Here is a 21,110-nt window from a genome sequence, read left to right as displayed (position 1 = left end):
TGAAGCCTGCCTTCGTAATGAAAGGAGATTCATTTGTCCTTCAACGAATTTCAACCCCAAAATTCATGTTTCTTGCGAGGAGGTCTTTTTCGGTAAATGAAGATGACGAAACTCAGAATGCCACAAAATAGACCGGCGCCTCCTAGTAGTTTCACGATAGTCGGCAACCCTCTTAAGCCCATTTTGTATATGGATGATACTGTGCCATTCCTATTGATGGTCGCCCAGATAGGATAGTTCCGTTCTTCAAAGGTGCTCATAACACGCCATCGTCGTAGATAGACATCTGGCACACTATGAAGTTTTTGACTTTCTCTGATTATTACATACCCTTTTGAAAAGACTTCGGGATAATCAGTTAGTAGTTGTTGCCCTTTTTTCACTAAATTCCTTGGGGTATTTCCTGCAACGCCTACTTCCACATAAGGATAGGAAGGTCGATTTTCTTCTAAACGAACGCCGCCAATCGTTGCAACAGCTTCATCGATTTTTTCTTTTATCAGTGCCTTGCTAAGATAAGTTTCAGGAAATGATTCTGGACTTAAAAATGTGGTTTCTTCATGCAGCTTGAAACCTACCACATTGTCCTGATATCTTCGGAAAAACAAACCCGGTACCCAGCCGATTTTTAGCATCTCTGGTGTGAATTCTACAGAACGATTGACAGGTTCCTCTGTTTTTGGGAGACGTTCAGCCGCTGCTAAATCGATTTCCTCTCTCCTCCCATTGGCAATCACATCACGTGTGAAAAGATTCAAATCAGAAATAAGTCTGCCCAGTTCCTCATACGAGGTTTGCTTCAACTGAACCACTACTCGATCATTTCTGTCTGGTCCAGCGACCAGCTCCATATCGTAGTAGGAAAATTCATCAAGAACAAGGTCAAGCATCGTTTCGAACCCTTCATCATTTTTTTGCGTATAAGTCTCATGGTTCAATTGGAGATGGACCCGATTATTAATAAAGGTCACTTCTTTCCCATAATAATCTTCCGTCGTTACATCAGCGATAGTCGGCGACGGTGGTTCGGGATTTTCGGATAACCAAAATGACTGCTCTATGGGATAATAAGTCATTTTGTTACTGCTATCGACAGCGACTAATTCAAATCGGCTCTCCTGTTCATCGGTAGAAAGAAAGAGACGAGCTTCACCGAATGTTCGCTCTGTAACTTCAGGTTCTCCCGCTTTTTTTTGATACAAGTGCTGATCGTATTCGCCGTTCACATTGACATAGACTTCTTCTAAAGTTTGCCCTTCGCTTGGTGTGACCGCATAAATCAATTCTAAAAAAGGAACCATCAATTCTGAATTCGGAAGTTCCGTGACGATTTCCAGCAATGGTTCAGTGAGCGGCTCTGTGGGTTCTGGATTAATTCTTTCGCTGTTGAGGATGTCCGCTAAGGTGCCTTCTATCTGAATTGAATCAGTATCTGAAACTTCGGCTGCTTTTACAGGTAAAACTAAAAAGTGACAGATGGTGAAACAAATTAATAAAATACAAAGAATGATACATAAGGGATTTGCTCTATCAGCCTCTTTCTTACTCATTGAGGTTATGTGTTGATCTGATTGCATTCAATTCACTCCTTACATCTAAGGTTTTGGAAGTTTATGAAAAATGTTCATCAAATGATTATTTTTTCATTAGTTAAACATCAACTAATTGACAACCATTTGATGAACAACAAATTTAGATTCCTTAAAAAGAATCTTATGCTGCTAAACGTTCAGACTCCACATTGGTCGTCTGAAGATTTTGAGCACTAGTTTCTGAGAGTTCGATTTGCAGCTTTTGAATATCTTCATCAAATAGCTCGTAACGAATTTTTTCAAAAATTTCTGCTAATTGTTGGAAGTTAGAGATGTGGAAGAATTCACCATCTGTTTCTTTTGCAATATTTTCGAGAAAGCGTTGATTTAGATTATTCCCCACCCCTATAGAAAAGATTGTTACATCGTTTTCTTTAGCCTGTTGGATCAATTCTGCCTCTGGGGGACCTGAAATATTATTGTGTCCATCTGTAAGAACAACCATTACTTTTTTTGCGTTTTTTCGTCCATACTGTTCAAATTCTTGGCTACCTTGCGCAATTGCTTGGTTTAATGCAGTACTACCGCCAACTTGCCTAGGAAGCCGCTCAGCTGCAAGTAAAGGATTTAAAAATGAGAAATGCCGATTTACTCTCGAATTAAAGGTAAACAAGCTAATCCGATCGTCACTCGTAAAAGCATCTTCATTTAAAAATAATGCCTGTACTTCATTAGTCATCTGCCTAAAATTATTCGCGCTGATACTGCCAGAATCATCTAATAAAAAGACAGTGTCAATTCCTAAATAAGAGGAATCATGTAGAACAACTGTCCCAACATCTCTTTCTTTGATACCCTCTGGAACAGAAAAATTATTGATTCTTGCAGCAATATGCCATGGGTAATGAACTGTGATTCGATAATCATGACCGGATGGTTGATTGAAGAAACGAAATTCACCCAATGAATTCGTCCATGTTTGTTCTAATAGTTTATTATTCTGATACAAATGAACGCGAGCATTTTCTAATAAGTAACCGGTAGATTCTTGTCTGACTTTCCCTCGAATCAGAACCGTATCCCTGTCCGGATCTACACCACGAGCTTGCTTTAAAGCCGCAAAAGCACTTACTTGATAATAGGTCATTTCAGGAGTATTTGGTCTGGTTTCTGTGACTTTTAAACCAGAGCGTATCGCAGACTGGGTAATAACCCCCTTAACTTGAGCACCAGAAAGACCTGGGTTTTCCGACCATACAAGAGCGGCAAGACCAGCAACATGAGGTGCTGCCATGGAAGTACCGTTCTTATTAACATATAAGTCCTTGCTAACCGATGAAGCACTTTTTATATCATGCCCTGGAGCAACAACATCTACAATTGTTCCATAATTAGAGAAGCTAGCCATCCGAATTCTATTATTCACATTAGTCGTTGCTCCGACTGTTATAATTCGTTCTCTTAATGCATGATTTTCTCCAATATTAGAAAAGGATTGCCCATATCTAGCATCAATCGCATTGTTTCCTGCAGCATGAACAATGACAAACTCATAGTTCTCATCAACTAATCGTTGAGTTTTCCTAATGAAAATATTAAAAAGTCCCAATTGCGGAAATTGAAATCCGCTACCACCAAGACTCACGTTTACAACTTGAGCCCCATTTTCGACATTCCATTTTAAACCACTTAATTGAGCATTAGCACTGGTTGATAAAAATTTTTTACCCGTGTTTCTATTTGTAGCTATTCCATCAAACGAATTATAACTAAGAAGATTCTTTCGTGAAATATTAATCACTCCACTAACTCCTAATTGATTATCTTGAATGGCTCCGATCGTTCCTATAACATGCGTCCCATGATCATTTGTAGATAGTTCCGTATTTATTTTAGCGTTTGGATCATTTTCAATATTTCCAGCTGGTATCTGTAGGTCCTCATGCTTCCCCCATACACCATCATCGATAATCCCTACTTTGACATTCTCCCTTTCATGTGTGCCAAATAACGCCCATGCTTCGGGTAAATTAATCGCACGTAGCCCCCATTCATCGTTATTCCACCAAGGATCGTCAGGAAAATATTCCTTATTGCTCATTGTTTCCACAGGGGTGACTTCGTTGATTGATGCATCATCTAATGTATCAAGATTGCCATCTTCAAAGACTTCTGGGAAATTTTCTATCACATCTTCAATCATTTCAATCAGCTCTTCTGCTGTACTTTCTTTTACTTGAACAGTAAGCTGACCGAGCCAATCAGGTTCGATCAATAAAGTGGCATCAATGGAAGCAAGCGCTTCTTCAATCATCTCTGGCGTCACATTTTTTCTTTCCTCAACGGTAGCTCCTGTAAGCCATAACTGGAAGCGATTATTCACAAAGCTGCGTTCATCTTCCCAAAAGAACTCCGTACTAATTTCTTCTGGTTTTGGTGAATCTGGAACAGGATGTTCCACCACTTTCACAGGCTGATCAACTTTATAACTTCCTGTCACACCACTACTATCAAAAGCCACGACCTCAATATGATTTTCTCCTTGTATCGGTCGGAAAAAAACTCTCCCTGTGCCCAACTCACCCTTGGGCGTAATACCATTCCCGCCTTTCAGATACAAATAACTATCAAAATTACCGTTGATCTTCACATAGACTTCTATAATCTCATTGCCTATTGTTGGGGTTGCTGTATACTCAATGTCAATGAATGGGACAGTGACTTCTCCTTCTGGAAACGCTGTATGAACAATGATCATGGGTTCTTCGATCTCCTTTGGAATGTCAGGTTCTTTATAGGAAAATTGAAATACTGGATAGCCCTTATCAATGATCCAAGTATCTTCAAAGTCCCACCCCTCGAATATCCCTGACTGTGAAAATTCTTGCGTATCTTTTCCTTGAGGTCTAGCACCACTCGTTTGCTCGCCGCCTGCATTACTTAAATTTTGTGCGATACCAGCTATTTGCTGATCAAAATAATTCGTCCCTGCATATTGTTGCCGTGTGCCAAGATGTTGACCGGCAAAAGCACCAGCACGCTCTTGATTTCTTTCATCCGTATGGATCGTATTCGCTGCATAGCTGTTTTCAATGATCGCTGAATCATAGAATGTACCAACAAAGCCACCTAGTTCGGTTGTTCCAGTCACTGCTCCTCGTGCGTAAGAATTACTTACAGAGGCCGAGTTATACAACGCTCCGACAAAGCCACCTGTATAGCGCACAGCCTCGACAGAACCATAAGCCGCAGACTGGTCAACCGTTGAACGATCGTAAATAACTCCAGCAAAGCCGCCATTGTAGGACCCTTTGCCGACTACTTTCGCATGCGTCAGTGTTTGCCGCACTTCACTGCCTTCATAAATTGCCCCAAATGCCCCTCCGGCATAGGAGCCTCTTCCCTGTACGCTGCTTTCAGTATCGACAATATTTTTCGTTACTAATGTGCCATTGCTGTGCGCCTGAGCAGAGTATCCATAAGTAACCCCAGCTATCCCTCCAGCATAGGAATACGCCTCTACCTTGGCACGATTGATTGCATTATCGAATAATGAAGAGTTACGAGCAGCACCGACAAGTCCTCCGGCGTAATTGCTAACGCCATTTGTCAGGACACTGATATGTTCTACCTGATTGTTTTCCAGTCGTGTATTATCTCCAGAATAACCAATCAGCCCGCCGGCATACCCAAGCAGCGCCGTGGCTCTAACTGTATGCCCGTTGCCAATCACCTGATTGTTTTCTAAAACGGCACCATTGTTTGTTACATGCGTCGTTCGCCCTGCAATGACACCAACAGCGGAAGATCCTAGGATATCCCCACCAAGTGCAACGGTCACATTTTTGATTGTCGCTCCATTGACTGAACCAAATAAACCTAAAAAACTACTACCTGTTCGATTTATCCGCAACCCACTGATCGTATGGCCATTACCATTGAACACACCCGTAAAGTTTGGGATCGGTAGCCATCCTTGATTCGCAGTATTTGTATTAGAACGATAGTCGGATAGATCAATGTCCTTAACTAGCTTAAAATTACCGTTTAGTTCCTTACGTATTAAGGTATCTAATTCTTCTGCTGAATGAATCTCTGTATATTCGATACCATCTTCACTATTTTGCTTTTGTTCTGTAGAAGTAACGGCTTCTACCACATTGTCAGCATAACGACCAAATGGAAATAGATTAAGTACAAGGACAACGATCAGTCCGACAAGCAGATACTTATGTAGTTTCCGACTCCTTCGCTTGTCTGTTTCTTCACAATAACTTTTATCACCTAACATTCTCTTTTCTTTTTTCATATTCTTCCTCTCCTTCTTATCGAAAAATCGATACCCACTACCTACTCCATAAGCTGCTCCTTTCTAATCAACGGTTTGTAGATTTTTTATTCATTATTTGTTGTCTTGCTGTAGCTCCCAAGCTAATTATACCGAGCGGGAAGTTAAACAACAATCGTTTCTGTAGTATTTTATTCATATTTCAGCTATTATTTTATATATTTTTATTTTTAAAGACCATTATTAAGTAAAAATACACAATTCTAGTTTAAGCCTTCTTTGCTTGAATCGCATTTTCATCCCTATGCTCCTGCCCTTTTCTAACAAGTAAGCAAAAAAAGACATTCTCTCGCAAGGAGAAAATGTCTTGAATGGTTTCTTTGGCCGTCTTAGTTCGCTAAGGAACGACTAACTCTTGACTTACAGCTGATAATGGATCGCTTCTTGGTACTTTTCAAACAGGGACTGGTTCAATTCATCCCCGCCGTCCAGGTTCGCTGAGTAAAAAATCGGCGGATAGTCGACACCGGCTTCTTTTAGTTTTTGGCAAACTTCAACGATGATCGCATTTAAGATCGTTGCACCGACTACGGTGGATGTGGGGCCGACTTTTTGTTCGACGTCAGGAATCGTACACGCAGCATCGCCAATCTCCCCATGATTGTCGATGACGATATCCGCCGTTTCAAACAAACGCAAGCCTGAAGTATGGCGGCTGGTGACTGTTTTCGAATAGGTAAGGTTCGTTAATGCGATGATCTTGACCCCCTTTTCTTTGGCATGAAGCGCCATATCGATGATAACGGGGTTTCGCCCAGACACCGAATGCAAGATCAGCACATCACCTGCTGTAAAGGGTTGGGTCGCCGCCAAGGCACTACCGTAGCCTTCTAAGCGCTCCATTTTACTAGTGAAGGTGATTGGGCTGCGATCAAGCATCAGTTCTCTTCCAAAGATCGCATTGATGGTCATCATGCCGCCTGCTCGATAATACATCTCTTCAGCTAAGATTCCAGCGTGACTTGCGCCAAAAATGTAGATGGCTTTTTTGGTCAAGTTGGCTTGCGTCAGTAATTCAATGGCTTGCTCAATCGCTGGTGCTTCTTTTTCTTCTACAATAGACAATAATTCTTTTGCTTTTTCAAAGTATTGAAACATTTAAAACCCTCCAAACAGCTTGCCGATCAATTCACCAAGGATGCCCCATAGAGATAAATCGTTCCCACCGAAAATCAAGATCCAGTTTTGAATCGTCGTTGAGAACATCGCTGCAGAGATCCCAACGAGTGCTACCATAACGACAGAAGCTGTGATCGTACCAATAATGGCACCTCGCAAGCCCCCTTGTCCTTCGCCGATCACCGCAGCACCGCCACATTCAAAGAAGCTGGTGATGACTAAAGGAACGATCAAAATGCCAAAGACGTTGGTCGTATTGGCAATGACCACTAAAATCGTTGAGGTGATCATCGCCACGATAAAGCCGATGATTACAGCATTTGGACGATAGTTGAACAAGATGGGCACATCAAAAGCTGGTTTCGCTCCAGGAACGACTTTTTCTGCGATCCCTTGAAAGGCGGGAATGATTTGGTTGATCAATAGACGTACCCCATACAACATGATCAATAATCCTGCACCGAAGTTCAAGCCAGCATCAACCGCAAACATCACCAAGTTGCCCCCTTCAGGAACTAATACGGGCGCAATCAAACCGATAACGATATTCATCAAAAACATCACTAACGCGCCAGTAATCGATATTTCACGGAAAAACGATAGATTTTCAGGCACTTTCAAATCTTCCGTCGATTTTTCTTTGTTTCCGACCCGTTTTGCAACAAAGCCTGAAACCAATGACAAGATCCCCGTTGGATGACCGATCAAGAATGAATCATCGCCTGTGGCATCCCATACATATTTACGCATGATCCATGGCATGAAGGACCAGTAACAAGCAGATAGAACAGCCCCTAAGATCAACAGTGGGATTCCAGTAAGTCCGCCTTCAACGCCCCCAGCGACGATGACAAATGGGAACCACCACAACATGTGACCGGTGAGGAAAATCGTCTTCACAGGTGTAAAGCGAGCAATCAATAAATGAATGACAAGTCCGAAAAACATCGCTAAACCAACTGTTCCGCCGTATTCTGCCGTAAAGGTGATGTCAGAGAGTCCATCTGACACAGCAACGCCTAATTGGGTTTGAACCGCTGCATTGATCGGTGCGATCGTTCCCACCAACATATTTACCCCAGCCGTCAATGCCACCATCCCGAAGGAAGCTGTTAAGGTTCCTTTGACGACTTCTGCAAAAGGTTTTCTTTGTACCAATAACCCAATCATGGCAATGATCCCCAGTAGGACTGGCGGATTTTTTAAAATATAATCCGTGACAAAATTCATGATTATCCCTCTCTTTCAGCTAAAAATTTTTCCATTTGCTGTTTGACTTCTTCTTTATCCATATACTTTTTGATTGGATAAACGGGTGCTTTCACGGATGCTTTTAACTCATTCAATAATTCATTACTCGTAAAATAAACATCTGCTGGTGTCGCTTTTGCCGTTGATAAATCAGTATTCTCGGCAGTTGCCGTCAACCCTAACTCTTTGATCACCTTGTCGATCGTCATTTTCAATACCATTGAGCTTCCTACACCAAATCCACATACTGCTAAAATTTTCATATCCTTTTCCTCCTATTGGAATAATTGACAAATTTGTTCCCGATCGCCATTTAATATCACGTTGTATTTTTCTTCATCCATAAAGATCGCCATGATCTCTTTCAAGCTTTCTAGATGGCTTTGACTATCTGCGGCGGCTAAGACAAGAAATATCCGCACCGGTTTGCCCTCAAGATCGATGGGCTGTTTCGTTACTAAAAGGCTCATACTTTGTTCCAAAACCCCTTCTCCAGGACGGGCATGCATCAGCGCAAAGTAATCGGCCAACACCATGTAAGGACCATTTTCTTCCACGCTTTGAATCATCGCTTCGATGTAAGCTGACGTGATCAGCGCTTCATCCAGCAAGGGCTGGCTGGCTAATTTTACGGCTGAGCGCCAATCTGCCACTGTCTCATCCGTTTGTATATGCTTTTCAGGCAAAGAATCCTTCACTTTCATTCTGATTTAACCTCCAACATTTTTGATAGGAACCATTCTTTGTTTTCGATTCCTTGCATGATCAATTTCATCATTGGTTCCACCTTTTGCGTCTCATCCTCTCGGATCATCAATAAAATAATGATGTCGGCTTTTTGGTTGCCCCATTCTACTGGCTGATCCAAAAGTAAAATCGAGATGGCTGTTTTTTCGACATAATTCGGATTGCCATGAGGGATGGCAAAGCCATTATCTAAATAGGTTGATTGTAGCTGCTCTCTTTCAATGACGGATTGCTGAAACTGCGCTTTTCGTTTTTCATCACTAAAAGGGGTTTGTTCGATCAGAAAATTGATGGCTTCTGTTTTGCTGGCAAATCGCTCGAAAAAGACGGTTGGCTGGATCATCGATTGGGCTTGAAGAAGTAAACCATTTTGATCGACCACCGCCTCATTATCGATGACTAAATCGATGTAGTGATTCATGATCCGCTTCATGTCGCGATTGGTCACCATAGGCGAGATCCGCACCACAGGTTTTTGAATCCCGACAAGATCGATGGTTGAAATAATAAAATCGATCGCCGAGATGTCCATCTGCTTTAATTTTTCTACTGAAACGGTTTCGATACTGTCGATCTCTGGCAGAATGCGACGGATTTTCGCAGAGACAAACGAGCTAGTGCCGACGCCATTGGGACAGACAAAAATGATTTTGTTCATGCGGCGCATTCGCTCGATCGCTGCTTGAAAATGGATTGTGACAAATCCGATCTCATCATCAGAGATCCCCACTTGATACGCTTTCAAAAAATCATGGAGCGAGAACCAGACCACGCCATACAAGGCAGGATAGTTTTGTTTGATTTCCTCTAACAAAGGGTTGATGACTGTGGTTTGCGCTTCGATCCGCAACAGCAGTTGATACAGATGGATCGTCACATCTTCTTCCAATCGATTGTCTTGGGTCAAGTCGGTGCCTAAGCCTTCGCTGATTTTTTGAATCAAGTTGCGTACTTTTCCCCGAAAGACGAAAGGAACTTTTTCACTTTTCATAAAAAATTTCAAGCCGCTACCGACGATCAGGTAGGTTAGATATTGCACTTCTTTTGGTGAAAATTGATAAATGTGCTGTTCTTCGATTTCTTTCAGTAGCTCATAGACTAACGGATATTTGTCGAACTCCAAAAACAGCTTCCCCACTTGGCGATTTTCTTCAATCACTAAGTTTTCCGCATGACTCGCCCGTTCGATCAGCAGCACGATGGAAAGGACGATACTTTGGATATAGCTGTCGGGCATTTCCACTTGTTTTTCCACTAACGCTCGACGAAACGCCTGATTTACTTCCTGGTATTTCTCAGGTTCCACCAACAAGGAAAACGCCGCTGGTTGATCCAGCATCATTAAGCAAAAGCGTTTCAGCACTCGATGGATCTGGGATTCACTTCCTTCAAAAAATGTACCTGAATTATCAAATCTCAGACGTAAGCTTTCTTTTTGAAACAGTTCTTTTAAATAAGAAATATCTTTTGCAATACTGCTGCGGGAAACGAAATAATCCTCTGCTAACTGCTGATAACTGAGGTGCTCGCCAGCAATCAACCGTTTAAAAATCAAAATCCTTCGTTCCGATGTCCCCGAATAATTCATTTTCATACGCTCACCCTCTACCTCTATTTTATTGCTACTGTACCAAATTAGAAGGCTAATTGTTAGATTAAAGAATGATTAAAAGGAGTGTACACTTTGATTTTCAAGGCTCCTGCTGGCATTTTATAACAATTTCAAGGCGCTTTTTTTCACAATCTGCCGCCTTTCTCTTATAATTAAGCTAGGATTTATATAGGAGGAGATAACATGAAATGGCGTGGGAGTAGACAAAGCAGAAATGTCGATGATCGAACGGGGCGATCATCTAACTCAGGCGGGATGCTGGCTGCTGGTGGCGGGATCGGTACGGTGATCATCGCTGTTTTATTTTTCCTGTTTAGCGGTGGTGATTTAAATTCGCTGCCGGATGTCTTGGGTGGCAGCGGTCAAGCAGCCAATTACCAGACAGAAAATGTGGGCACCAGTGAGTACACGGAGGAAAAAGAGTTTTCCGCAGTCGTATTCGGCTATTTAGAAGATTATTGGCAAGACGTTTTTCAAGAGCGGCAAGAAACCTATCAAGACCCGACACTCGTATTATTTACGGGAAGTGTCCAGTCGGCATGCGGCTATGCCACGTCACAGGTTGGTCCGTTTTATTGCCCAGCAGATGAGAATGTGTACCTTGATCTTAGCTTTGCCAATGAGCTTTCCGATAAATATGGCGCAAGCGGCGACTTCGCAATGGCCTATGTCATCGCCCATGAAGTCGGTCATCATGTGCAAAATGAGCTGGGAATCACCCAACAATTGGACAAAATCCGCCAGCAAGTTTCAGAAAAGGAATACAATCAGTACAGCGTTCGTTTGGAACTGCAAGCTGACTACTTAGCTGGTACTTTTGCGAAATATTTGCAAGGTGAAACCTATCAAGGACAACCGATCTTAGAAGCTGGCGACATTCAAGAAGCGATCACGGCTGCCAATGCCATCGGGGATGATACGCTGCAAAAAGAATACCAAGGCTATGTTGTTCCAGATAGTTTTACGCACGGCACATCGCAGCAACGCGTGGACTGGTTTAACCGTGGCTATCGTTATGGTGACTTAGCACATGGCGACACCTTTAATGTCGATAGCCTTGACTTGAGCAAGTAGCTTCAACTAAAAAATCACTCCGAAACAGCATGAACCGCCTGCTGCTTCGGAGTGATTTTAGGTTCTTGTTGCCCCTTCAAGCCTTTTGGTGAAGGGACGCTTTACGCTTTCTTAACTTTCGCAATGATTTTTTCGCAAAAACGTGCCTGCTTCGTCATACTTTTTTCACATTTCGAGACTATTATATAAGCATACCAACAAACAACCCTAACACTTTTTCATTTTTACTCCTTTGCCTGTCAGTCCCCGCTGACAGGCTCTTTTTTTGTCTTTTGATTGATATACTCAGACTTGCAAGTCTTTGCGCTCATAACGGGAAAAGGTGCCAAAGAAACAGATGATACCGATCAGCAGTACCCATAGGACTGATGTCGCGCCGTTATCCATGAGTTGGACGGGTAATGCCATCCGCACAGGTGAAAGTCCTGCTAGCCATTCCAATTTATCGTAGAGTTCCCCCACGATGCCGAGCAAATACAGACCGAACACGCAGCCTAAGCCGACGCTGGCGGTTTGTTTGCTGGAACGCAAGATCGTGGATAAAAAGAAACCTAGACAGAGGAAAAAGACTAAGACACCATACTCGGCAACGAAGATTTTGCTGATTTCTTCTATAAAAGCAGACAGGTCATCTTCAGGTAGTTTGAACAAAGCAAATGAGACCAGACTACTGCCATAAGCAATCAGCCAAAAGCCAGTCAGCAACAACAATCGAGCGAGGAACTTCCACCCAACGATTTCTCTGCGGCTAATAGGCTGAGCATATAAATACTCGATCGTTCCTTCTGATTCTTCAGTGATCAGACTGTTCAAGCCTAAAAGCATCCCATAAATACACGCAGCAATAAATAAGTATTGAAAGTAGTACCCGAAAAAACCTGTTGGAGAAACCAAACTTGAGGGTCCTGTCAGTTGGATGTTAAAGATGCCTAGTAATTCTGGGCTGAAAGAGCCCAACATCTGGTCTAACGACGTTTTCATTTCTGGCGTAATCATTTGAGGATAGATAGCCGTAAATGCAAAAATGATTCCTGCAAAAAGGATCGCCCAGACTAGCCAGCCTTTGAAGGTATTTTTAAGATCGATTTTCATTAAAGTCATTTTTGAGAACCTCCTTCATACAGGAGCATAAATTGCTGTTCAAGGGTTGGGTGTTCGATCGTGAACTCTTTAATGGCAGGATTGGTTAAAAAATGTGCCAGCTGATTCATGTCCCCTTGATAGAAAAAACGCAGGCTGTGTGATTCCTGAGCAAGAACCTGTACATTTTCCAAGCCGGCTAATGAGAGGCTGTCCTCATTCGTGAGCGTTACAACTTTGCCGAAATTTTCTTCCTCACTCAATTCTTTCACGGTGATGATCTGTCCTTCACGAATAAAGGCGGTACGATGGGCATAGGTCTGAATTTCATGCAGATCATGACTGGATAGAAAAATCGTCATCCCCTGTTTGTTTCTTCTGAGAAGCTCTTCAAACAGCCGTTTTTGGATCAAGGGATCTAAGCCATTGGTCGGCTCATCTAAAATCAACATTCTCGGTTGTGCAATCAAGGCGCTCGCAAGCCCGACTTTTTTCTTGTTCCCTAAAGAAAGTTCTGGGATCGATTTGTTTGGATCAATTTGAAAAAGCTCCATCAACTCCTGAGTCTCTTTTTTTGGCTGCTTGACTTGATGAAAATCCGCCGTAAATGCCAGTAGTTCTGCTGTCGTCATTTTTGAATAAAACCGTACATCACTGGAAACATACCCAGTAAACGTTTTGATCTCTTTGGCTGCTTGTTGGCAATCTCGTCCAAAAATCGCCGCCTGTCCTGCATCTGGTTTGATAAAATTCAACAATACTTTGATGGTCGTTGATTTTCCCGCACCATTTGGTCCGATAAAGCCAAAAATCTCTCCTTCTGCCACTTGCAATGATACGTTCTCGATGGCGTACTTCTTGTTGTATTGTTTGCTTAGTCCGTTGATCGTAATGGCATCCATCCTGTCCCCTCCTTGTACTGCTTTGATGCCATCAGTGTAGCCTTATTTCGTGTTTCCGTCAATCAAAGATCTAAAAGGCTTCCGCTGGAATGTTTTACGAAAATCATCAACAGATTGACACACTTCTATTGCTTTCTCTTCCTATTTTTTTCACATTTTCCCGCTATTATCAATACATACCAACAAACAACCCTAACACTTTTTCATTTTTACTCCTATCCCGCCAGTCCCCGCTGGCGGGCTCCTTTTTTTATCGGCAAAAAAACGCAGGATAGTCAGTCAATTAACTTTAGCGCGTGCTACATTTACTAAAGTCAGTTGCTGCTAGGTCTGCGTTTTTTGGCTCGATCATTTCTGGGACGGATGAATCAATTCTGAATCATCCGTCCCACTTTCATTATTGACAATGCGTCCGTTTTTTTAAGTTTTCATGGGGTGATTTATTAACGAAACGGATTGTAGAAACGTCCGCCATTAAGGACCATCAAGGACAATCCAAGCGCCACGATCAAGCAAACGACAGCAATCGCCAAGAGATCTTTGCCTTGGATCGGCTTAGCTTTCAGCCAGGTACGCTGCTTATGCTTGCCAAACCTTCTTAGCTCCATGGCAGCAGAAATATGGTCGATCCGTTCCAAGCTGGAAAAAATCAAAGGAATCGCGATCGCGACATTGCCTGCCACTCGCTTGCGCAAAGGTGCTTTTTTAGAAAGCTCCACGCCCCGTGCTTGTTGCGCTTTGGCAATCGTCCGAAAATCATCTTGAATATCGGGAATGTAACGCAAAGCCAGTGCGACTGCATAGGCGATCTTGTAGGAAATCCCGATGCGGTTGATACTGGACGCCAACTCACTAGGATTGGTGGTAAACAAGAAAATCAACCCTGGAGGAATCGTGACAAAATATTTGATCAACAGATTGAACTCATAAAACACTTGCTCTTGGGTCAATGTATACCGACCGATCCCTTCGAAAATCACGTGGCGCGTACCGTAGATCTCCACCCCATATTCTGGTGCGAAAAGATAGACCGCCACCAAATTCAAAAGCGAAAAGAAGATGATAAATTTCAATACAAAAGCGATATCTCGGTAGCGAATTCCAGCACTGGCAAATAGAAAGACCGAAAACAATGCCAGTCCAATGAGAAAGCGCGTATCATAAGAGATCATCCCGATGATGGATAGCAGCAAAAAACAAATCAGTTTTGCGGCACCGCTTAATTGGTGAATCCACGTTTTGCGGTCAAGATAACCGATTAGATTACTTTCCATCGTGTTCCTCCTTCTCGCTGGCAATGAAGGCGGCAGTAAAAGCGGCGGGATCTGTCAGCTGGTTAAGAGTCGCCAGCGTATACAGGCTGGTTTCTTTGAGGTTCGCGGCACTCACCACTTGTTTGTCTGCTAAAACAACTTCTGGCGGTGCGTCCAGCAAAATCGTTCCTTGTGTCAAAACGATCGTCCGCTGTGTATACTCCAACATCAGGTGCATATCGTGGGTGATCATAACGATCGTTAATCCCCGCTGGTTCAACTCCTGTAAAAATTGCATCATTTCGGTGTAATGGCGATAGTCTTGTCCCGCTGTCGGCTCATCCAATAAAATGAGTTCAGGATCTAAGACGAGGATCGCTGCAATGGCGGCTCGGCGTTTTTGCCCATGACTTAGTGCCGACAATGGCCATGAGCGAAACGGATAAAGACCACAAATTTTCAAGGTCTGGTGAACTTTTTCTGTGATTTCAGCCTCTGGAACGTTGCGGTTGCGCAAGCCTAAGGCAACTTCGTCAAACAGGAAGTTTTTTGACAGCATTTGATTGCTGTTTTGCAAAACATACCCGATTTTTTGCGCTCGTTCTTTGATGGAATCATTGCCCATGTCTGCTCCTTGCCAAAGTAATTTGCCAGAAGTCGGAGTCAAAAAGCCGGTAATCAAATGGGACAAGGTCGATTTTCCTGCGCCATTATGCCCGACCAAACTAATCATTTCTCCTTGATGGATGGTAAAATCCAGTGCCTGCAAAATGGGTTTGCCCACTTGGTAGGAAAACGATAGATTTTTTGCTTGCAACAACGGTGGCTGGTGGCTAGGAAGCGCCGGTTTCGGAAATTTTTCTTGAAACTGAGTCAGTTTTTCGGCAATCTCAGGTGATGCAAATGCTTCTACCGCGACCAAATCAGCAGCGTCAGTCACGGGAACCCCCGCTTTTTTTAAAGCGGCTAAATACAGTGGTTCACGGATGCCGACTTGCTGCAGCATATCCGTTTTTAATAGTTCATTCGGTGTACTGTCGGCAAGAATGCGGCCTTCTTCCATCACGATGATGCGATCGACAGCGGCGGCTAACACTTCTTCTAAGCGGTGTTCGATGATGATGGTGGTAAAACGCTTCTCTTGATACAGATGGTCGATCATTTTGATGGCTTCCACACCTGTTTGCGGATCCAAGTTGGCTAGCGGCTCATCAAACAGTAGAATCGGTGTTTCATCGATCAAAACACCTGCCATTGAAACACGCTGCTTTTGGCCACCCGATAATTCCTGCGGTTTTTTCGCCAAATGATCCATTAAGTCGGTCTTTTCTGCCCAAAAACGCAGCGCCTCTTGTATCACTGCTTGACTGCGCTGATCGTTTTCCAATGAAAACACGATATCTTCTGCTACGGTCAAGCCTACAAATTGGCTATCGGTGTCTTGCAGCACCGTGCCGACGGTCAAAGACAGCTCGTAGATGGAAGCTTGCCCAAAGGCATTGGTACCGATCGTCAATTCTCCAGTACTACTGCCTTTGTCGTTTTGCGGGATCAAACCGTTCAAACATTTTCCTAATGTACTTTTGCCAGAACCGCTGGCACCGACGATCAGGACTTTTTCTCCTTCATAGATCGTTAGATCGATGTTTTTCAAGGTCGGTTCCGCTTGTGCATCATATTGGAAAGAAAAATTCGTAAATTGAATGATTTTTTGTTTCATTTTTTAGCCTTCACACATTTCTTTGGTTAGGATTCCTTGCTCAAGCTGCCTTTTTTGGTTTTGGTTTGGGCATAGGCTTTTAGCAGGATCACTCCGATTATCCCAGTTACGACTGCATTGGTCAATCCCGCAATGACTCCTTGCGTAAAGACTTTGTTCGCTGGTTCGCCATAGATCAAAATATCCCCGATCGGGGCAATGATCACCCAGACGACCAAATTTGCGATCGTTTCACCGATCAAGAAGGTACGAATTTCTTTCGCGCCAAAGGTTCCTTGCTGGATTGGAATCCAACGAGTCAAAAGTCCAAAGAACACCCCTAAGATCCCAGAGGCGGCGATCCAAGACCACCATGGACCATAAGTCGTTAAATCTCCTAGAGCATGACCGATAAAGCCTGCTAAACCAGCCACGATCGGACCGTAGACAACGCCTAACAGCGCCAAGAAAGGATAGGCTGTGGCGATATCTGTATTTGGGAACCCCGTCGGGATCGTGACGAAACGTTTTAAGACGAAAAAGACCGCAGCACCGATACCGATTGCAACAATGTGTTTCACTGTAAATTTTGATTGATTCATTTTTCATTTCTCCTTTTTTTTGAGGGTAATTTTCCAATTCGTGCCAGTCCCGATTTTATAGGTTTCAGCAAATGAAGCCAAGTTGAGCCCTAAACCGATATTCAGCAAGGAATTGACATATAAGACGGGTTCTTGTTCTGCCACTTGCGCAAAGGAGCGTCCGAAACGCACTTCTTCTTGATAACGCAGGGTATCTTGGTAGTAGATACTGACGAGCAGCGACTCATTGTATTGGACCTGCCATTGCTTAAAGAACGTGTGGGGAATATTCGTCCACAACGAACCAAAGCGGATATCGAGAATATCGATCGTCCCTGTGATCGTTTCAGCTGTTTGGCTTGGCTTTTCAATGGCAAAAACTTGGATCGCTTCTTTAGGTTCAGGTGTTCCTAGCTCTTCAAAGCTGATGGCGCCGCTGGCGAGCCGAGCGGCGTTATACATATAAACATCCCGACCATGAAACGTATGGCTTTCGGCTGATCCTGCCAAGCGCTCAGTTGCCTCATTGATCACCCGAAGTTCAGCGATTCCGATATAAGTCGCTAAATAGGTCAGGGTGCCGTTATCTGGTGTCAAAACTAACTGCCCGGTCGCCAGCTTGGCAACCACACTTCGTCGATCAGACCCTACGCCAGGATCCACCACTGAAACAAAGACCGTTCCTGCCGGCCAATAGGTGACGCTTTGCAGCAGGCGATAGCTGGCGTCATGAATGTTGTATGGCTCGATCTCATGAGTCAAATCCGCAATGACCAGCTCCGGTGCCACTTGATAAGCTACCCCGTACATCGCATTAACCGCTCCATCTTGCAAACCAAAATCGGTTTGAACCACTAATTTGTGCATTTTCTCTCCTCCCAACAACCTTTCTCCTTTTCAACAAAACCTTCGCATGAAACAGCTGACCCTACAGACACAAAAAAAGCCCTTAGCCAAAGCTAAGGGCATCACCTGCGGTACCACCTTAATCTGCAAAACCTTCACAGGCTTCACCTCATTCAGTACCCGAAAACACTCGGAGACTGTCGCTTGTTAACGGGGCAACCGTATTTTCCTAATTAGTCAGAAAATCCGCTCCAAAGTCATTTTCAAATCATTCGTTGTCGTTCCTTCTCACCTGCTGGAACTCTCTGCTAGACAATTTCCTTGATTCTACTTTCTTTTTCATCGCGTTTGCATTTTGTTTCATTTAAATTATCAAAGCTTGTGCCTTTTGTCAATTCTCTTTTAAGAAAAAATTCAAACAGAAGCCATAATTTGTCAAAAGATTCACGCAATTTCTAAATTTCACGCGAAAATTCTTCATATTTTCTCGGTATGATACCTGTATACCAACAAACAACCCTAACACTTTTTCATTTTTACTCCTTCCCGCCAGTCCCCGCTGGCGGGCTCCTTTTTGTCTTCTGACCGTTTTAGATGGTTTCACTTTTTCTTGGCGATTTCTTCTCAGAATTCTGTTTGATTCGTCAATTTTTTTTCACATTTTCCCGCTATTATAAATGCATACCAACAAACAACCCTAACACTTTTTCATTTTTACTCCTTCCCGCCAGTCCCCGCTGGCGGGCTCCTTTTTGTCTTCTGACTGTTTTAAATGGTTTCACTTTTTCTTGACGATTTCTTCTCAGAATTCTGTTTGATTCGTCAACTTTTTTTCACATTTTCCCGCTATTATAAATGCATACCAACAAACAACCCTAACACTTTTTCATTTTTACTCCTATCCCGCCAGTCCCCGCTGGCGGGCTCCTTTTTGTGAGATTGGACTTGCATTTCTTCCTAGAAAGGATTATCTTTATCTTATGCGGAAGTGGCGGAATGGCAGACGCGCACGCTTCAGGCGCGTGTGAGTTTATCTCGTGTGGGTTCAACTCCCATCTTCCGCATTTAGCAGTTCAGCTTTCTGAACTGCTTTTTTTGTTGCAAAACGCGCATGTTCATCGAATAAACATGCGCGTTTCATTCAACTATTTTTCCCCTTATTCACTAACATAGGCGGTGCGGAAAAAGAAATGCGCGCCATAAGCTGGGAATTGGATGTCTTTAACATTTGATTTGATTAGATAATTTGAAGCACTTTGATAAAGAGGGACTTGCGCAGCATCTTGTTCCAACAAAATTTCTTCTGCCGCTTTGTAATCTTCAAAATATTGATCGGGGTCATTGGCATGAACGGTGCGCGCATCTTCCGTCAACGCCGTATATTCTTCATTGACATAGCCGCCGTAGTTAAAGGAAGCGCCGTTTTTGTATAAGATAAAGAACATATCCATATCACTGCTTCCAGCGATCCAGCCAGAAACGGAAAGCTCATAATCACTATTTGCTCTTGATTGATTCAAGCTGGCACGTGGCTGTTTGTTGATGGAGATCGACAAGCCTGGCAAGTTCTCTTGGAGTTGGCTTTGCAAGTACTCCCCGATTTTTTGGCCATTGTCATCATCTGTCACTAACAAACGCAGCGTCGTACTTTCGCCAATTTCCGCTTGGGCTTTTTCCCACTCTTCCTTGGCAGCCTCTAAATCATACAGGTTATAATCACCGCTATATGCTCGAAAATCTTCGCCAGTATTTGGATTCGCAGCTAAGCCGGTAGGGATCAATCCATTTAAAACTTTCGCTCCATCGTTCAACACATTATCCACGAGACTTTCTTTGTCGATCGCCAACGCGATCGCTTTACGCACATGAACATTTGCTAAGGCATCGTTGGCGGTTTTATTGAAGTCTAAGAAAAAGTTCGCCACATCGTTTTGCGTAACTAGTTCTTCATTGTCCCCGTATTGTTGAACATAGATTCCGCTGATTTTTTGCAAATCCAGGTCGCCGCTTTCAAACAATTGGATCCCCGTATTTTCTTCTTTGATGGTGGAGCCTTTGATCTCCTCCAATTGAACGACATCAGCATCGTAGTATTGGTCGTTTTTCACTAGCGTCCACTCGTCTCCTGTCTGTTGCCAATCGGTTAAAGTAAAGGGCCCAGAATACAACAAATCTTCACTTGTCCGGGCATAGGTCTCGCCTTTTTCTTCAACAAAGGCTTGATTTTGCGGTGCCAACCAGCCGATGGAAATCAAGGATAAAAACGAAGGCTGCGGCTGCTCCAACTGCACGATAAAGGTCGCGTCATCTGGGGTTTCTAGACCAATCGTTTCTACGTCTGCATTGCCTTCACGAATGTCTTTACTATTGACTACATTATCCAACAAATAGGCATTTGGTCCCATCGTTGCTGGATCGACTAACTTTTTCCACGCATAAGCAAAGTCAGCCGAAGTGATCGCTTCGCCATTGCTCCACTTCGCATCGTCTCGCAAAGTAAAGGTATAGGTTTTGCCATCTTCACTGATTTCGACTCCTTCTGCCAAGCCTGGAACTGGTTCACTGTTTTCATCGAAACGATAAAGCCCTTCGAATAAATGTTGTACGATGGTAAACGTTGCTTTATCCGTCGTTTGGGTCGTATCGAGAGTCGTCAGCTCAGCTGGTAGACTCACCGCGATCGCTTGATTCTGCGCTCCGTTAGTTTCAGCCTCTGATCCCTCAGTATTTCCTGTTGTCGTGCAGCCAGAAAGGGTCAACCCAATCACTCCTGCTGCAACCAATAAACGCTTCTTCCAGATCATTTTCATTCTTCCTCCTATGTGATTGCGCAACCAACGCAAGTGTTTTTCATGACAGCAAAAAACGCATTCAACGATAAAAAGAAAAAACCTCATCCCTTTGCTTATCAACTTTGACAAACAAAGGGACGAGATTTTCGTGTTACCACCCTTTTTCGCACCATTCTCACAAATGGCACCTCAACAGTACGCTAAGATACTTGGCACGGTAACGGCTGCTTTCCGTCTGATTTGCGTGAACAAATCAGATCACTCAGAGCTCATC

The 21,110-nt window shown here is 43.3% G+C and carries 15 protein-coding genes, 1 tRNA gene and 1 other annotated feature; of the genes, 2 read left to right on the top strand and 14 right to left on the bottom strand.

The features are described from left to right. Positions 1–50: 50 nt before the first annotated feature. The 7 genes from IGJ44_RS04770 to IGJ44_RS04740 all read right to left on the bottom strand — a co-directional run bounded on the left by IGJ44_RS04770 (position 51) and on the right by IGJ44_RS04740 (position 10,591). Entirely contained in the window at positions 51–1,577 is a 1,527-nt protein-coding gene (locus IGJ44_RS04770) for a hypothetical protein (protein ID WP_167826849.1), read from the bottom strand. A gap of 136 nt (positions 1,578–1,713) precedes the next feature. Further along, positions 1,714–5,841 carry a S8 family serine peptidase gene (locus IGJ44_RS04765; protein ID WP_167826850.1) on the bottom strand — a complete coding sequence of 1,376 codons (4,128 nt, stop codon included), beginning with the start codon at positions 5,839–5,841 and terminating at the stop codon, positions 1,714–1,716. Positions 5,842–6,240: 399 nt separating this feature from the next. Next, on the bottom strand, positions 6,241–6,978 hold the full coding sequence (locus IGJ44_RS04760; RefSeq protein WP_005225415.1) for an SIS domain-containing protein: 738 nt from the start codon (positions 6,976–6,978) through the stop codon (positions 6,241–6,243). After that, positions 6,979–8,229 carry a PTS ascorbate transporter subunit IIC gene (locus IGJ44_RS04755; protein ID WP_060791761.1) on the bottom strand — a complete coding sequence of 417 codons (1,251 nt, stop codon included), beginning with the start codon at positions 8,227–8,229 and terminating at the stop codon, positions 6,979–6,981. 2 nt (positions 8,230–8,231) lie between these two features. Further along, positions 8,232–8,513, bottom strand: a complete 282-nt coding sequence (locus tag IGJ44_RS04750; protein ID WP_005225413.1) for a PTS sugar transporter subunit IIB — start codon at positions 8,511–8,513, stop codon at positions 8,232–8,234. Between the two features lie 12 nt (positions 8,514–8,525). Then, positions 8,526–8,954 (bottom strand): PTS sugar transporter subunit IIA, encoded by a 429-nt coding sequence (locus IGJ44_RS04745; protein WP_016610653.1) that lies wholly within the window; start codon positions 8,952–8,954, stop codon positions 8,526–8,528. Continuing rightward, the gene (locus tag IGJ44_RS04740; protein ID WP_008379149.1) at positions 8,951–10,591 is read right to left on the bottom strand and encodes a BglG family transcription antiterminator; all 1,641 of its coding nucleotides are present in this window, start codon (positions 10,589–10,591) and stop codon (positions 8,951–8,953) included. Before IGJ44_RS04740 ends, IGJ44_RS04745 begins: the two co-directional genes overlap by 4 nt. A gap of 201 nt (positions 10,592–10,792) precedes the next feature. Here IGJ44_RS04740 and ypfJ point away from each other — a divergent pair, with 201 nt between their 5' ends. Next, the gene (ypfJ, locus tag IGJ44_RS04735; RefSeq protein WP_167826851.1) at positions 10,793–11,683 is read left to right on the top strand and encodes a KPN_02809 family neutral zinc metallopeptidase; all 891 of its coding nucleotides are present in this window, start codon (positions 10,793–10,795) and stop codon (positions 11,681–11,683) included. A gap of 285 nt (positions 11,684–11,968) precedes the next feature. Here the strand turns inward: ypfJ and IGJ44_RS04730 are convergent, their stop codons facing one another. From IGJ44_RS04730 to IGJ44_RS04705, 6 genes are all read right to left on the bottom strand, one after another. Then, positions 11,969–12,784, bottom strand: coding sequence for an ABC transporter permease subunit (locus IGJ44_RS04730; RefSeq protein WP_167826852.1), 816 nt, complete (start codon positions 12,782–12,784; stop codon positions 11,969–11,971). Further along, on the bottom strand, positions 12,781–13,665 hold the full coding sequence (locus tag IGJ44_RS04725; RefSeq protein WP_167826853.1) for an ABC transporter ATP-binding protein: 885 nt from the start codon (positions 13,663–13,665) through the stop codon (positions 12,781–12,783). Before IGJ44_RS04725 ends, IGJ44_RS04730 begins: the two co-directional genes overlap by 4 nt. 443 nt (positions 13,666–14,108) lie before the next feature. Next, entirely contained in the window at positions 14,109–14,939 is an 831-nt protein-coding gene (locus tag IGJ44_RS04720) for an energy-coupling factor transporter transmembrane component T family protein (protein ID WP_151195831.1), read from the bottom strand. Then, the gene (locus tag IGJ44_RS04715) at positions 14,929–16,638 is read right to left on the bottom strand and encodes an ABC transporter ATP-binding protein (protein WP_167826854.1); all 1,710 of its coding nucleotides are present in this window, start codon (positions 16,636–16,638) and stop codon (positions 14,929–14,931) included. The genes IGJ44_RS04720 and IGJ44_RS04715 overlap by 11 nt, the downstream gene beginning before the upstream one ends. Before the next feature lie 26 nt (positions 16,639–16,664). Beyond that, the gene (locus tag IGJ44_RS04710) at positions 16,665–17,219 is read right to left on the bottom strand and encodes an ECF-type riboflavin transporter substrate-binding protein (RefSeq protein ID WP_005225401.1); all 555 of its coding nucleotides are present in this window, start codon (positions 17,217–17,219) and stop codon (positions 16,665–16,667) included. A 3-nt stretch (positions 17,220–17,222) separates the two neighbouring features. Next, complete coding sequence (locus IGJ44_RS04705) at positions 17,223–18,065, bottom strand: SAM hydrolase/SAM-dependent halogenase family protein (RefSeq protein ID WP_151195832.1); 843 nt, start codon at positions 18,063–18,065, stop codon at positions 17,223–17,225. A 91-nt stretch (positions 18,066–18,156) separates the two neighbouring features. Continuing rightward, positions 18,157–18,396 (bottom strand) — a binding site (T-box leader). A gap of 630 nt (positions 18,397–19,026) precedes the next feature. Here IGJ44_RS04705 and IGJ44_RS04700 point away from each other — a divergent pair. Beyond that, positions 19,027–19,108 (top strand) — tRNA-Leu (locus IGJ44_RS04700). A gap of 93 nt (positions 19,109–19,201) precedes the next feature. Here the strand turns inward: IGJ44_RS04700 and IGJ44_RS04695 are convergent. Next, positions 19,202–20,854: a peptide ABC transporter substrate-binding protein gene (locus tag IGJ44_RS04695; protein WP_167826856.1), complete on the bottom strand. Its 1,653-nt coding sequence runs from the start codon at positions 20,852–20,854 to the stop codon at positions 19,202–19,204. Positions 20,855–21,110: the final 256 nt, after the last annotated feature.

It is taken from the genome of Enterococcus sp. DIV1368d (genome assembly GCF_050542975.1).
In the GTDB taxonomy this organism is placed as follows: Bacteria; Bacillota; Bacilli; order Lactobacillales; family Enterococcaceae; genus Enterococcus_D; species Enterococcus_D casseliflavus.
This window is presented reverse-complemented; position numbering and strand designations above follow the sequence as displayed.